This window comes from Acinetobacter sp. TR3, from assembly GCF_027105055.1.
In the GTDB taxonomy this organism is placed as follows: domain Bacteria; phylum Pseudomonadota; class Gammaproteobacteria; order Pseudomonadales; family Moraxellaceae; genus Acinetobacter.
Genome location: NZ_CP114264.1, coordinates 1,039,153 through 1,053,167 on the forward strand (window position 1 = coordinate 1,039,153; position 14,015 = coordinate 1,053,167).

Below are 14,015 nucleotides of genomic sequence, written 5' to 3' on the forward strand. Positions count from 1 at the left end.
ATGTCTCATCAATCAGATCTTATTAGCCAAGATATTTTGGCATATTTAAAACAGCACGAAAATAAAGACCTTTTGCGCTTCTTGACTTGCGGTAACGTCGATGATGGTAAGTCAACGCTAATTGGTCGTTTACTTTATGATTCAAAGTTGATCTATGAAGATCAATTACAAGCGGTAACACGTGATAGTAAAAAAGTAGGAACGACTGGTGATGCGCCTGATCTTGCTTTACTTGTTGATGGTTTACAAGCTGAACGTGAACAGGGGATTACGATTGATGTAGCTTATCGTTATTTCTCAACTGAAAAACGTAAGTTCATCATTGCAGATACACCAGGACACGAACAATATACCCGTAACATGGCAACAGGTGCATCAACGGCTGATCTTGCCATCATTTTGATTGATGCGCGTTATGGCGTACAAACACAAACTCGTCGTCATACTTTTATTGCAAGCTTACTCGGTATCAAGAATATCGTTGTTGCGATTAATAAAATGGACTTGGTTGAGTTTTCTGAAGCACGTTTTAATGAAATTCAAGTTGAATATGATGCATTCTTAAGCCAACTTGGTGAACGTCGTCCAGAGAATATTTTATTCGTTCCGATTTCGGCATTGAATGGCGATAACGTCGTTAATCCATCTGCAAGTACGCCGTGGTACAAGGGTCAAACCTTGATGAGCATTCTTGAATCGGTGGAAATTAAACGCGAATCAAATAAAAATGAATTCCGTTTCCCTGTTCAGTATGTAAATCGTCCAAACCTTGATTTCCGTGGTTTTGCGGGTACGATTGCGCTTGGTGAAATCAACGTTGGTGATGAAATCGTTGCCTTACCTTCAGGTAAAAAATCAACGGTTAAAGAAATTGTGACCTTTGATGGGAATCTTGAACAAGCAATTGCAGGTCAAGCGGTTACTTTAACGTTAAATGATGAAATTGATATTTCACGTGGTAATGTTTTGGTTCGTGCAGGTGAACAACCTCTTATTTCGCGTAGTGTTCGTGCATCTGTTGTATGGATGAATGAACATCCTTTAGTGAAAGGTAAATTGTATAACCTTAAAATCGGTACTCAAACTGTTCCTGCAAAAGTCAGTGCGATCAATTACCGTGTCAACGTAAATACACTTGAACATACTCAAGTTGAAGAAATTGAGTTAAATGCGATTGCAGATCTTGTGATTGAGTTTGATGCTCCAGTGGTATTTGACCAATATCAAGATAGCCGTTATACAGGTTCGTTGATCTTTATTGACCGCTTAAGCAATGTTACTGTTGGTGCAGGGATGATTGAAGCCGCAGTAGAATGGACTGCGCATAGTAATCCTGTGACAGCGGAAGATCGTGCTGCTCGCTTAGGTCAGAAACCTGCTGTGATTGGTGTTTCTGCGCAGTTAATCGAGAATGCACAAGCTTTAGAAAGTTTGTTGATTCAACAAGGTGTTGTTGCAATTGCCAAAGCAGGTCTAACTGCTGAGCAAATTGCATTGTTACGTGAAACAGGTGTGGTTGTGATTACCACTATTGTTGAGGGTACGGATACAAGTTTGACAGCTGATACTGCTGAAGAAGCTGCTGAAAAAATCGTGGAGTTAGTTCGTCTTTAATAGCTTGGACTGACTTCTAAAAGCCTGCTTATGCAGGCTTTTTTATTTTATAAATTCGAGATTTATATGTTTGAAGGTTCTTGATTCTTCGATTTAATTTAAAAATAGTGATAAATATATTGGGCTGATATTTTTTTATTCTGTTTTGAAATGTCTTTTATGAGACAATAGTTCTTTGAATTATTGTCTAAGGACTCCCATGACTGAGCAAACTCCTGAATATTTAAGCGATATCGAAATTTTAGACATTTTACAGTCTATGAAAAAAGATAAGCTTGATGCAGAAGCGAACGAAATCATCCGTAATGGGGGTAAGGCGGGGCGTCAAGAAGCGCACAAGCAAGCTTTGGTTGCACTGAATACAAGTTTTGAAGATAAATTTGTAGAAGCCGTAACACTTGCATTAGGTTTAAATTCTGGACAAGCTAAAAAAATTCGTTATAAAAAAGATCGTATTCGTATTTTAAAAGTGCGAGGTATTGATTATCTTGCGATTGATGGGGCTGAAACAGCTCAAGTTCTGTCTCAAGTTGCTCAAGCAATTGTGCGTGAAGATTCAATAGTGACTCACGATCTACATAACATCTTTCCATTTTGGAAAGAAGGATGGCCAATGGTTCAGTTCGATAATGCATATAAAATCCTGTCAGAAGACATTGCAATTCATTATCAAGCTACATTAGATCAATTAATTTCACTATATGGTGGAAATTAAATTTTCTACGAAATCAAAATAAATTATTATAAATAACAAGGATGTTAAATTTATGAGTTTGAATATAGAGATGCCACGTGAGGCTCTAGATGCTTTAAGAGCAGGTCAGTTGATAGATGCAATCAAAATTACTCGTGAGAAAACAGGTCTTGGGTTGAAAGAATCCAAAGACTTGGTCGAACGATATTTAAAAGAGCATCCACAAGAGCAAGCGCTAATTCAGGAACAGTTAGCCCAACGCAGTCGTGGCGGAATCCAAATCTTTATTTTGATTTTCATCATATTGGTGATTTTAGTTTGGTTTTTGACCAGATAAATTAAGCCCTTCAAAGGGCTTAATTTTTATGAGTTATTCAGTTGTTGTTGACGGCGGCTCATTTTCTAAGCTGGGAATAATTTGAGTGACCAGTAATTGATCGATTTTATAATGGTCAATATCAACTACTTCAAACTTAAAACCCGCATATTCTACCGCATCGGCAGGGCGAGGGATTTTGCGTAGACGATACATGATGAAACCCGCGATTGTTTCATAATTTTCATTTTCTGGAAATTCTTCAATTTCTAAGACATGTTTCACATCTTCAATTGGGGTGCTACCATCAATCAGCCATGAGTGGTTATCACGCTTAATAATTTGTTGATCTTCTTCCATTGGTGTTACCCAATCACCCATCACTGTAATCATAATGTCGCTTAAAGTAATCACTCCAACAACTAGAGCATATTCGTTAATAACGACTGCAAACTTTTCTTTGGTAGAGCGAAAACGATCAAGTACTTCGGATAAAGTTAAGGTGTCAGGAATGATTAAGACGGTGCGGATTGTAGATTCATTGAGTTGAAGTAGAGATTGATTATTTAAGATACGGACTAAAATATCTTTGGTATCGACATAACCAATGACTTGATCAATATGCTCATTACAGACTAAAAATTTTGAATAAGGATATTCAGCGAGTTTTTGGCGAATACTACTTTCATTTTCTTTAAGTGTGAAATAAACAACATTTTCACGCGTGGTCATGCTTGAAGGAACGGTTCTTTCTTCAAGTTCAAAAACATTTTCAATGAAGTGGTGCTCCTGTTTTTGCAAAACGCCAGCTTGAGCTCCTGCATCCATGACAGCAGAAATATCATCAAACGTAATATTGTCATCACGAATGGTATTTACTTTAAATAATCGGAACAACAAGTTTGCAATTGCATTGATTCCCCAAGCTAAAGGCTTACAAATTTTGATAAAAACTTGAATCGGCTCAATAACACGAATAGAAATTTTTTCTGGAGCAATCATTGCCAAACGTTTTGGCATTAGATCCGCAAACAAAATAAAAAGGGAAGTTACTAAGGTGAAGGATAAAGCAAAACCAATCGTTTCTAGCCAAGGCCCCACATAAAACTGTTTAAGCATTTCTACAAAAAATGGGCGAAAAGCTGCTTCACCTAAAATACCGCCTAAGATAGCAACAGCATTTAAACCGATTTGTGAGGCTGCAAAAAAGTCCGCAGACTGTTCCTGTAAATCTAAAACTTTTTGTGCTCGAATTTCACCAGATTCAGCCAAAATTTTTAATTTAACTTTTCGAGCACCAGCAAGTGCAATTTCAGTGAGCGAGAGAAAACCTGCCGCAGTTATGAGCAGAATAATGATAATAATATTTTGGAAGAGACTCACACATCACCTGTGGTTCATCGTTTATTATGAATATGTTGTAACATAAAAAAAGAAGAGAGGTAATTGGGTATTACCTCAGTATAACAATTTTGCTTATGAAACAAGAATATCCGTAGAGGAAATCATATTGTTACAAAGCAATATTTTAGTATTGTGAAAATTGTGAATTATTTAAAAGAAACTCACGATTTTCTTCTTCAATCATTTGGCGTGCAACAAAGAGGATAAGTTGTCTTAACCAACGATGTGCAGGATGATGGTGTAGTAATGGACACCAAGCCATTTTAAGCTCAAATTCTGGAATGTAAAAAGGAGGGTCTTTAATAAGAAGACGAGGATTTTGTGCTTGCAAACGTGCCATACGTGTTGGCAATGTTGCAATCAGATCAACATTCTGCGCTAACAGTGCAGGCATTTGATAGTGGCGAGTAAAAACTGAAATCTTACGACGTTGACCAATTCGTTCCAAAGCTTGGTCAATCCAACCAAGTCCTGCTTGTTTATCTGGATTTACACCAAAGCCAACGCCCATACCTGTTTTAGAAACCCAAATATGTTGAGCATCTAAATAGCTTTTAAGGTTGAGATGGGTTACAGCAGGGTGCTTATCATTTAAAATACAGCTAAAACTATCGCGCCATACCAAAACTTGATGGAAGCTTTGTGGGATTTCATTGAAGCGGTTAATGGCTAGATCAACTTTGCCTTGCTCCATATCTCGATAAGAAACATCACTTGGGGTTAAGAAGTCCAGTACAACATTTGGCGCTTCAGAGCGAAGTGCTTTTACAAGACGCGGTACAAGCGTTGCTTCAGCATAATCGGAAGTCATTATGCGAAAAACGCGCGTACTGGTATAAGGTCTAAATTCGGTGCGTGGTTCGAGAATCATCGACAAATCTGATAATGCATCACGAATACGTGGTTGTAATTCGAGCGCACGCTCAGTTGGTGTCATTCCTTCAGAAGAACGAATGAGTAGAGGGTCGTTAAATAAATTACGTAAGCGACGTAAAATATTACTCATTGCGGGTTGAGTGACACCCAGTTGTTCTGCAGCACGTGTGACATTTTTTTCACGAAGAAGTACATCAAGATAAATTAATAAATTGAGATCAACCCGCTCCAGATTCATAAAAAAAATACCGAAAATAAAATTTTTGAATTGTGATGAATTATGACATAACTAAAGCCGTTTGTGTAACTTAAAACGAGATAAAAGGTATAGCAAATAGTTGAATGGTTTGGTCTTATTAAATTTGAATAAGCTCGTAACAGATTCATTATCATGAGGAAATTATATTCAATATATAAAACACTATAGCCATTTCTGCATTTATTCGAGTTATTCATTCATATGCTTTGGTATTGGATAGTTGTTTTAAATGTATAGAAATAATACGAGTTAGATTGTTTAATGAATAATTTATGATGAATTTTATTTTTAAAAATATTTATATATCAAAGTCTTGGATTGTTATTTTGAATATTCTATATCGTTTTATCTGTATATTTCATAAATAAATACTGAAAATTAACCAAGAATATTGGATTAATCTGTTTGCACAGACTAAGCTGTGCAACATGTTGATGAAGTGCTTAAAATCTAGACTATAAAAGCATGGTTTTTTGCGATCATTCGATGCCAATCCCTCTAAAGGAATATATCATGTCTACATATTTAACAGCGATTGATGCAATCCGCGAATTAAAAGCAAAATTCGGCGACACTTGGCGCGATATTAGCCCAGAAGATGCTGCTCGTATGCAAATGCAAAACCGTTTCAAAACTGGTTTAGATATTGCTAAATATACAGCTGCGATTATGCGTCGTGATATGGCTGCTTATGATGCTGACTCTAGCAAATATACTCAATCATTAGGTTGCTGGCACGGTTTCATCGCTCAACAAAAAATGATTGCGAACAAAAAATACTTCGGTACTACTGAACGTCGCTATATCTACCTTTCTGGTTGGATGGTTGCTGCACTTCGTTCAGAATTTGGTCCACTTCCTGACCAATCTATGCACGAAAAAACTTCTGTTCCTGCATTAATTGAAGAAATCTATACTTTCTTACGTCAAGCTGACGCGAAAGAACTAAACGATTTATTCCGTGCGCTTAAAAAAGCTCAAGAAGCTGGTGACACTGCTAAAGCTGCTGAAATCACTGCTCAAATCGATGGTTTCCAAACTCACGTTGTGCCAATTATTGCTGACATCGACGCTGGTTTCGGTAACGAAGAAGCGACTTACTTACTTGCTAAGAAAATGATCGAAGCTGGTGCTTGTGCGCTTCAAATCGAAAACCAAGTATCTGATGCGAAACAATGTGGTCACCAAGCTGGTAAAGTAACTGTTCCGCACGAAGACTTCATCGCTAAAATCCATGCATTACGTTATGCATTCTTAGAAATGGGTCTTGATGACGGTATCATCGTTGCGCGTACTGACTCTGAAGGCGCTGACTTGACTCAAAAAATCCCAGTGGTTAAAGAGCCAGGCGACATCGCTTCTCAATACATCAGCTACTTAGAAACAACTGAAATTGACATTGCTGATGCTCAAGAAGATGAAATCTTGATCAAACGTAATGGTAAATTACACCGTCCTAAGCGTTTAGCTTCTGGTTTATATCAGTTCCGTGCTGACACTCAAATTGACCGTGTTGTACTTGACTGTGTATCTAGCCTTCAAAATGGTGCTGACCTTCTTTGGATCGAAACTGCGACTCCAAACGTTGAAGAAATCGCTCACATGGTTAACCGTGTACGTGAAACAGTTCCAAATGCTAAGCTTGTTTATAACAACAGCCCATCATTCAACTGGACGTTAAACTTCCGTCAACAAGCTTACGACCGTTGGATTGCTGAAGGTAAAGACGTTTCTGCTTACGACCGTGCTAAATTAATGAGCGCTGAGTACGATGCAACTGAATTAGCTGCTGATGCTGATGAGAAAGTACGTACATTCCAAGCTGATGCTTCTCGTGAAGCGGGTGTGTTCCATCACTTGATCACACTTCCTACTTACCACACTGCTGCTCTTTCTACTCATGAGCTTGCACAAGGTTACTTCGGTTCTGAAGGTATGTTGGCTTATGTTGCTGGCGTACAACGTAAAGAAATCCGTGGTGGTATCGCTTGTGTTAAACACCAAGCAATGGCGGGTTCTGACATCGGTGATGATCACAAAGAAATCTTCTCTGGTGACAACGCTCTTAAAGCGCACGATGATGCTAAAAACACAATGAACCAATTCGCTGCTCACTAAGCCTCGAATGATTCAAAAAAACCCTGCGTAAGCAGGGTTTTTTATTTTAATCATAAAAATGCCCGCAACAGCGAGCATTTAAAATTTAAAAAAGATTATTCAGCTTCTTTTTTGAGTTGATATTTATCAGCCAAATCACCAGTAATTTCTTTACCATCCATATCTAATGCTTTTAAATAACCCTCAGCAACAAAATATTTACGGCTATCACCAGCTTTATCTAATTCAATAATAGATGAATTTTTGCTATCGAATTTGAAACTACCCTTGCTTTCAAATGGTTTGCCATCACCCTTACCAAGATACGTTTCTTTAATCTCATAAGTTTTATCTGAATTAAGTTCTAATTCGGTTTTAATACCTTCACAATCTGCACAAGGCAGTATGCCTTTATATGTGCCATTCCAATCTAATGCATTTTCAGCAGTATGTGCAGTATCAGCTACAGTTGCTTCTGATACAGCTTCAGTTGTAGCTGGTGTTTGCTCTTCAACTTTTTTATTTTCAGTTTTACTACAAGCGACTAATACAAGAGAAGCTAAAGAAATTGCAATAATTGACTTTTTCATTTGGTATTAAACTCTTTTTTGAAAATATTGTTATTTAAACTATGGGATTTTAAGGAGAAAGGGTAGTGACAGTATGTAAGAGTTATTTAACCTTTGGTAAATCTATAAATGGCAGAATTTAAATTTATTATTTAACCTACTTATTGCAAAGTATTAAAATTTTAGAAAACAGTAAATTTTAAATATAAAAAAGCCTTTATCGTTAGATAAAGGCTTTTTAAATTTTGGAGCGGGAAACGAGACTCGAACTCGCGACCCCAACCTTGGCAAGGTTATGCTCTACCAACTGAGCTATTCCCGCAATAGGACGCATTATAGAGAGTTTCATTCAACTGTCAACTCTCGATGTTACTGAGTGTTGAATTAATCAGCACGTCGCCAAATTGTACCTTGGCGCGTATCTTCTAAAACAACACCTTGATCGAGTAAAGACTGACGAATGCTATCAGCTTTTGCAAAATCTTTAGCCTTTTTCGCATCAACACGTTGTTGAATAAAATCTTCAATTTCTGTATCAGAGAGATTAAGCGCTTCTTGACCAATATCAGACTTTAAAAAATCTTCAACATCATGTTGCACTAGACCAAGAATGTTCGTCAAATAACGTAGCGTTGAATAAAGAATAGTTGCTTGTTCAGCCTGTTCTTCTTTAACCGCACGATTTAATTCTTTATTGATTTCAAATAGTACTGCGATTGCTTCCGCAGTATTAAAGTCATCACGCATTGCACTGTTGAAGCGTTCAACAAGCTCTTGCGCTAAAGTTTCAACTGTTTTTTGACCATAAACTTGCTGATAAGCTTTAAATGAATGATAAAAACGACTTAATGTAGTCTTTGCTTCTTTTAATGCAACATCAGAGAAATTGACAGGGCTACGATAATGTGATGAGACAATAAAGTAACGAATCACTTCGGGATGGAATTTTTCCATGACATCGCGAATGGTAAAGAAGTTGCCTAAAGATTTAGACATTTTCTCGCCATCAACATTGATGAAACCAACATGCATCCAATAATTTACATATTGTTCACCTGTTGATGCTTCACTTTGTGCAATTTCATTTTCATGGTGGGGGAACATGAGATCTGAACCACCACCATGAATGTCGAAATGATTGCCAAGGCAGCAAGTTGACATTGCAGAGCATTCAATATGCCAACCTGGGCGACCATTGCCCCATGGTGAAGCCCATGCAGGTTCATTTTCTTTGGCATGTTTCCAAAGAACAAAGTCAAAGGGGTGTTTCTTGTCTACTTCGACATCAACACGCTCTGAAGCGCCAGCCTGCATATCATCCAATTTACGACCAGATAAGCGACCATATTTATCAAATTTAGTCACTTCAAAATAGACGTCGCCATTGGCAGCGGGGTATGCAGCGCCTTTATCAACCAGTGTATTGATCATGTTTTGCATTTGATCAATATATTCAGTTGCTTTAGGCGCTTCATCAGGTTCAGCACAGCCTAAGTTAGCCGCATCTTGATTCATTGCATCAATAAAACGTGCTGTGAGTTGTTGGATGCTTTCACCATTCTCATTGGCACGCGCAATAATTTTGTCATCAATGTCAGTAATGTTACGAATATAGCGAACTTTCCAGCCTTGGCTGCGTAAGAAGCGTATGATGTAATCAAATGCAACCATAACTCGAGCGTGTCCGATATGACAGTAATCGTAAACGGTCATACCACAGACATACATATCGATTTGACCTTCTTGACGTGGGACAAATTCAACTTTTTTACGTTGCTCAGAATTATATAGAACAAAAGGTTGCATAAGGGTTTTCAAACACTCTACAAAAATCGTGATTCATCATAACGTATGCATTGTATTTCATAAAGTTATCAGGTGAAAAAAATGGAGGAGTGATTGCCTTTATAAATGCCTATTTTTTAGCAATATGGCATATTATGATTTTTTACTCTTGAGTTTATGATGCATAGCAATCTCAGATGTCTCATTCTTGCTTATCAAAGTGCAGTATGTGAGGTTCTAGCTCTTATGCAAGAATCTGGTATAAAGCAACCTATTACAAATATTGAATGGGCATGTATGGATATCCCTCAACTTGGTAAATTGATAGGAGGTATTCCATATTTTAAACATGGTTTTGGCTGTAAGGTTAAATTACCTAGAGGTGCCGTAGATTTTGATTTTGGAGAGCAGGGGCAGATCAATGGTTTTGATTTATGGAGATTGCTTGATTTTGCTGATTCAAGATTATTTGAATATGGATTTTCTAGCGAAGCTGCTTTAAAGCAATGTTTTGAAGATGAAGTGAAAGCAGGTCGTTTAGTCTATTCAGGGTATATGCTTTATTACTTAGTAGATTCTAGCAATTAACATAAGTTCAATCTCTCTTCATTTTCGATGAAAACTACTACATTTAGAAACGTGCATATTTTTCAATTATGCTAGAATCAGCATCATTCTTTTGATTAAAATCATCTACCTTCAGGTGGATAGCGTATTATTCTGGGTCAAACTCATATGTCACAAGCCATAAATTTTCAAAAAAGCGCATTAGAGACCCTACGAATCGAGCAACAAGCCTTAGAGGTTCTTGCGAGACAAATTAATGAAAGTTTTAATCTTGCCTGCCAAATTTTGTTGCAGTGTAAAGGGCGTGTTGTTGTGACAGGTATGGGCAAATCAGGTCATATTGGTCGGAAAATGGCAGCTACATTTGCATCAACTGGGACACCATCATTTTTTATGCATCCAGGTGAAGCGGGGCATGGTGATTTGGGTATGTTGGTGCGTGGTGATGTTTTGATTGCCATTTCAAACTCTGGCAAGAGTGATGAAATCATGATGCTCATGCCCTTAATCAAGTATCTAGGCGTACCATTAATTACCATCAGTCGTGATGATAAAGGACCAATGCCACAGAATGCGGATGTTGCATTGACATTAGGTGAGGCGGATGAGGCTTGTCCTCTCGGTTTAGCACCAACGTCTAGTACGACTGCAACACTTGTGTTAGGCGATGCATTAGCCGTCGCATTGTTGGAAGCACGTGGTTTTACTGCCGATGATTTTGCCCGTTCTCATCCTGCGGGAGCATTAGGTAAACGCTTACTTCTTCATGTAAAACATTTGATGCATACAGGTGTTGAACTACCCAAAGTTAAACCCAATACACCGATGAATAAGGTGTTATATGAAATCTCAGATAAACGTTTGGGTCTTACCACGGTTGTTGATGAGAACGATATTTTATTAGGTATTTTTACTGATGGTGATTTACGTCGAATGATTGATCATCAACAAGGTTTTGATGTAAATCTCCCAGTTGCTGAAGTTATGACCAAAAATCCACTCACTATTTCTCAAGAAGCCCGTGCGGTGGAAGCATTGGAAAAAATGCATGAGAGAAAGATTAATCAATTTGTAGTTGTTGATCATACCAATAAAGTGATTGGTGTGATTAGTATGCATGACCTTATTCAGGCAGGAGTAAATTAAGCCATGGCATCTTATGCTTTACAAGAACAAGCACGTCATTTACAAGCATTAGTGCTTGATGTGGATGGAATCTTAAGCGATGGCTTTGTAACCTTAACAAATTCAGGTGATGAACTTAAATCATTTGATATTCGTGATGGTTTAGGTATGAAATTGGTTCAACAAGCAGGAATGAAAGTGATTATTATCACTGGACGTAAGAGCAATATTGTTGAAAAAAGAATGACAGATTTAGGCGTTGATCTTATTTTTCAAGGGCGAGAAGATAAAGGTGTGGCATTACGTGAAGCATGTGCTCAGTTAAATATTTTACCTGAAGATTGTTTATATATGGGCGATGACTGGCCTGATTTATCTGCATTTGCGATTGCTGGCATGAGTATTACTGTTCCCAATGGGCATGAAGAAGTTCGTCGTCGTGCAAATTTAGTCACTCAAGCGATGGGTGGACGTGGCGCAGTTCGAGAAGTATGCGATATGCTCTTATTTTCAAAAGGCGTTTACCAAGAGCTACTTGCAAAATATTTAGCTGTACCACATTAATAGTAGCGTGAATTACCCAAAGGTCAGGTAACTCTGTTTATGGATACCAAGGTTTTATATGTTGTTGCTGTTTTGATTGCTGCTTTAAGTGGTGGCTATTATTATTACAGCGGCAAAGCAAAAAAGTTGGATGTTGATTCAGCGAAAAATATGACTTATTCAGCGCAGGGTGTTCACTTAACACAGACTGATGAGCAGGGTAATTTATACATTCGAGCTGAGGTGAAACAGTTGCAGCAAAATATGCAGCAGAAAACATCCCAACTTGATCAATTAAATGCCGTGATGTACAAGCAGGGTAAGGCTGATGCAACGTTTTATGCAAAACAAGCACAAGGCTATGACGATAATACAAAGATCATATTACAAGGCAATGTCGTTGCAACTAAATTGTCTGATCAGGGGAAAATGGAGTTTCATACTAATGAACTCACAGGATATCCAAAAACCAGAGAATTAGAGACACAACACTCAGTCACTGTACAAACGCCAAGTTCTGAGTTTGTTAGTCAAGGTTTAAAGGCAAATTTGAATAATGGTCAATATGAATTCTATAAAATTCGAGGAAAGTATGCGCCAAGCTCTTAATTCTAAATTTCGTTTCACTTTCCTAAAACAAGCCACTTGTATTGCCGCTGTAGTATTTTCTTCGGCTTCAAGTTTTGCTTTGCCATCAGACCGCAGCCAACAGTTATCATTGGTTGCTGATCGTGCAACCTATAATGATAAAACAGGTGTAACAACCTATACGGGTAATGTAGTGATCGAGCAAGGCACGATGAAGCTTCAGGCTGATTCTATTATTGCGACATTGAATAGCAAAAAAGAAATACAAACGATTACAGCTAAAGGTCAGTTGGCAAAATTTCAGCAGCAAATAGATGCTAAAAAAGGTTTAGCGCGTGGTGAAGCGCAGACCATTGTTTATAATGCCGATACAGGAATTATTACTTTGACTGGTAAGGCATATCTGTATCAAGATGGTTCTAGTATTCGTGGTAATAGTTTGAAATATAGTATGAACAAAGGTGATGTAGAGGCACAAGGTTCTTCATCAAATCGAGTTCAAATTATTATTCCGCCATCAAGTTCTAAGAGTTCTCCAGGGGCGCGTGATTAATGGATCAATCAGTACAGCAATCACAAACTTTATGTATTAAACACCTAGCTAAAAACTATAGTAAACGTTGGGTGGTAAAAGATGTTTCATTTACGATGCAAAGCGGTCAAATTGTCGGTTTACTTGGACCAAATGGTGCAGGTAAAACTACAAGCTTCTATATGGTTGTTGGACTTGTTCGTATGGATAAGGGTGAAATCCATTTAGATAATTTAGATTTATCTGATCTAGCGATGCATGAGCGGGCACGTAAAGGTATTGGATACTTACCACAAGAAGCATCAATTTTTAGAAAGCTCACAATTTCTGAAAATATCATGGCAATTTTGGAAACGCGTAAAGACCTAAATAAACAACAAAGACAGCAACGTTTAACTGAATTATTGAATGATTTTAAAATTAATCATATTAAAGACTCGTTAGGAATGAGTGTATCTGGTGGTGAACGTCGTCGTGCTGAAATTGCTCGTGCCTTGGCTGCTGACCCAAAATTTATGCTATTAGATGAACCCTTTGCAGGCGTCGATCCAATTTCTGTAGGTGATATTAAAGATATTATCCAAACATTAAAGAGTCGAGGAATTGGTGTTTTAATTACTGATCATAATGTACGAGAAACCTTAGCAATTTGTGAAAAAGCTTATATTGTCAGTGAAGGTTCTGTGATAGCAGAAGGAACTCCGCAAGAAATTTTAGATAATGAGCAAGTACGTAAAGTCTACCTAGGCGATGACTTCGTTGTTTGAATCAAATTAAATCAAAAGAGAACCATTTATGGTTCTTTTTTTTATCTAAAATTATTATGAATAATAAATAGATACGTGATTAATGCATTTAAAACTAAAAGGTTTTAATTTTTAGATGATTGATTTTTAATTAATTTTTACTTTTTATTTTATGCTGTTGTTTGCGCATTATTACGAAACTATTTTACAAAAAACAAACACTTAAGTGTGTCCGAATTAGCTGAAAGAGCATAGTTTTTTGTTGGAAAAAGTGAGTAGAATGATTGTGCTTTTAAACGA

Annotated in this window: 14 protein-coding genes and 1 tRNA gene; 10 read left to right on the top strand and 5 right to left on the bottom strand. The window is 37.4% G+C overall.

Features of this window, described 5'->3' with window-relative positions:
• The 3 genes from cysN (at position 1) to O1449_RS04950 (ending at position 2,645) form a co-directional block, all read left to right on the top strand.
• Positions 1-1,614 carry a sulfate adenylyltransferase subunit CysN gene (gene cysN, locus O1449_RS04940; protein WP_269239335.1) on the top strand — a complete coding sequence of 538 codons (1,614 nt, stop codon included), beginning with the start codon at positions 1-3 and terminating at the stop codon, positions 1,612-1,614.
• A 199-nt stretch (positions 1,615-1,813) separates the two neighbouring features.
• Positions 1,814-2,329 carry a hypothetical protein gene (locus O1449_RS04945; protein WP_004663047.1) on the top strand — a complete coding sequence of 172 codons (516 nt, stop codon included), beginning with the start codon at positions 1,814-1,816 and terminating at the stop codon, positions 2,327-2,329.
• Positions 2,330-2,381: 52 nt separating this feature from the next.
• A complete protein-coding gene (locus O1449_RS04950; RefSeq protein WP_004663044.1) occupies positions 2,382-2,645 on the top strand; it encodes a ribosomal protein L7/L12 in 264 nt (87 codons plus the stop codon).
• A 33-nt stretch (positions 2,646-2,678) separates the two neighbouring features.
• Here O1449_RS04950 and O1449_RS04955 read toward each other — a convergent pair whose 3' ends face one another.
• Together O1449_RS04955 and O1449_RS04960 are read right to left on the bottom strand one after the other, a co-directional pair.
• Positions 2,679-4,007 (bottom strand): hemolysin family protein, encoded by a 1,329-nt coding sequence (locus O1449_RS04955; protein WP_269228335.1) that lies wholly within the window; start codon positions 4,005-4,007, stop codon positions 2,679-2,681.
• Positions 4,008-4,152: 145 nt separating this feature from the next.
• Positions 4,153-5,142 carry a LysR family transcriptional regulator gene (locus O1449_RS04960; RefSeq protein ID WP_004663040.1) on the bottom strand — a complete coding sequence of 330 codons (990 nt, stop codon included), beginning with the start codon at positions 5,140-5,142 and terminating at the stop codon, positions 4,153-4,155.
• A 534-nt stretch (positions 5,143-5,676) separates the two neighbouring features.
• Here O1449_RS04960 and O1449_RS04965 point away from each other — a divergent pair.
• The gene (locus O1449_RS04965; protein WP_269239336.1) at positions 5,677-7,281 is read left to right on the top strand and encodes an isocitrate lyase; all 1,605 of its coding nucleotides are present in this window, start codon (positions 5,677-5,679) and stop codon (positions 7,279-7,281) included.
• A gap of 95 nt (positions 7,282-7,376) precedes the next feature.
• Here the strand turns inward: O1449_RS04965 and O1449_RS04970 are convergent, their stop codons facing one another.
• The 3 genes from O1449_RS04970 to cysS form a co-directional block, all read right to left on the bottom strand.
• Entirely contained in the window at positions 7,377-7,850 is a 474-nt protein-coding gene (locus tag O1449_RS04970; protein WP_269239337.1) for a copper resistance protein NlpE, read from the bottom strand.
• 225 nt (positions 7,851-8,075) lie between these two features.
• Positions 8,076-8,151 (bottom strand) — tRNA-Gly (locus tag O1449_RS04975).
• A 62-nt stretch (positions 8,152-8,213) separates the two neighbouring features.
• On the bottom strand, positions 8,214-9,635 hold the full coding sequence (gene cysS, locus O1449_RS04980; RefSeq protein WP_269239338.1) for a cysteine--tRNA ligase: 1,422 nt from the start codon (positions 9,633-9,635) through the stop codon (positions 8,214-8,216).
• Positions 9,636-9,860: 225 nt separating this feature from the next.
• On the opposite strand from cysS, the gene O1449_RS04985 reads away from it, so the two are divergent.
• The 6 genes from O1449_RS04985 (at position 9,861) to lptB (ending at position 13,736) form a co-directional block, all read left to right on the top strand.
• Complete coding sequence (locus tag O1449_RS04985) at positions 9,861-10,202, top strand: DUF6896 domain-containing protein (RefSeq protein ID WP_269228332.1); 342 nt, start codon at positions 9,861-9,863, stop codon at positions 10,200-10,202.
• Between the two features lie 147 nt (positions 10,203-10,349).
• Positions 10,350-11,327, top strand: a complete 978-nt coding sequence (locus O1449_RS04990) for a KpsF/GutQ family sugar-phosphate isomerase (RefSeq protein WP_269239339.1) — start codon at positions 10,350-10,352, stop codon at positions 11,325-11,327.
• A gap of 3 nt (positions 11,328-11,330) precedes the next feature.
• A complete protein-coding gene (locus tag O1449_RS04995) occupies positions 11,331-11,870 on the top strand; it encodes a KdsC family phosphatase (protein WP_046739681.1) in 540 nt (179 codons plus the stop codon).
• 39 nt (positions 11,871-11,909) lie between these two features.
• On the top strand, positions 11,910-12,458 hold the full coding sequence (gene lptC, locus O1449_RS05000; RefSeq protein WP_005217281.1) for an LPS export ABC transporter periplasmic protein LptC: 549 nt from the start codon (positions 11,910-11,912) through the stop codon (positions 12,456-12,458).
• The gene (lptA, locus tag O1449_RS05005) at positions 12,442-12,990 is read left to right on the top strand and encodes a lipopolysaccharide transport periplasmic protein LptA (protein ID WP_269239340.1); all 549 of its coding nucleotides are present in this window, start codon (positions 12,442-12,444) and stop codon (positions 12,988-12,990) included. The genes lptC and lptA overlap by 17 nt, the downstream gene beginning before the upstream one ends.
• On the top strand, positions 12,990-13,736 hold the full coding sequence (lptB, locus tag O1449_RS05010; RefSeq protein ID WP_004663024.1) for an LPS export ABC transporter ATP-binding protein: 747 nt from the start codon (positions 12,990-12,992) through the stop codon (positions 13,734-13,736). Before lptA ends, lptB begins: the two co-directional genes overlap by 1 nt.
• Positions 13,737-14,015: the final 279 nt, after the last annotated feature.

Excerpts from the sequence above, each read along its gene's own strand:
- lptB (WP_004663024.1), top strand. The coding sequence starts at position 12,990 with ATGGATCAATCAGTACAGCAATCACAAACTTTATGTATTAAACACCTA.
- O1449_RS04995 (WP_046739681.1), top strand. The coding sequence starts at position 11,331 with ATGGCATCTTATGCTTTACAAGAACAAGCACGTCATTTACAAGCATTA.
- O1449_RS04945 (WP_004663047.1), top strand. The coding sequence starts at position 1,814 with ATGACTGAGCAAACTCCTGAATATTTAAGCGATATCGAAATTTTAGAC.
- O1449_RS04985 (WP_269228332.1), top strand. The coding sequence starts at position 9,861 with ATGCAAGAATCTGGTATAAAGCAACCTATTACAAATATTGAATGGGCA.
- cysN (WP_269239335.1), top strand. The coding sequence starts at position 1 with ATGTCTCATCAATCAGATCTTATTAGCCAAGATATTTTGGCATATTTA.
- O1449_RS04965 (WP_269239336.1), top strand. The coding sequence starts at position 5,677 with ATGTCTACATATTTAACAGCGATTGATGCAATCCGCGAATTAAAAGCA.
- O1449_RS04970 (WP_269239337.1), bottom strand. The coding sequence starts at position 7,850 with ATGAAAAAGTCAATTATTGCAATTTCTTTAGCTTCTCTTGTATTAGTC.
- cysS (WP_269239338.1), bottom strand. The coding sequence starts at position 9,635 with ATGCAACCTTTTGTTCTATATAATTCTGAGCAACGTAAAAAAGTTGAA.
- lptC (WP_005217281.1), top strand. The coding sequence starts at position 11,910 with ATGGATACCAAGGTTTTATATGTTGTTGCTGTTTTGATTGCTGCTTTA.
- O1449_RS04990 (WP_269239339.1), top strand. The coding sequence starts at position 10,350 with ATGTCACAAGCCATAAATTTTCAAAAAAGCGCATTAGAGACCCTACGA.
- lptA (WP_269239340.1), top strand. The coding sequence starts at position 12,442 with ATGCGCCAAGCTCTTAATTCTAAATTTCGTTTCACTTTCCTAAAACAA.
- O1449_RS04960 (WP_004663040.1), bottom strand. The coding sequence starts at position 5,142 with ATGAATCTGGAGCGGGTTGATCTCAATTTATTAATTTATCTTGATGTA.
- O1449_RS04950 (WP_004663044.1), top strand. The coding sequence starts at position 2,382 with ATGAGTTTGAATATAGAGATGCCACGTGAGGCTCTAGATGCTTTAAGA.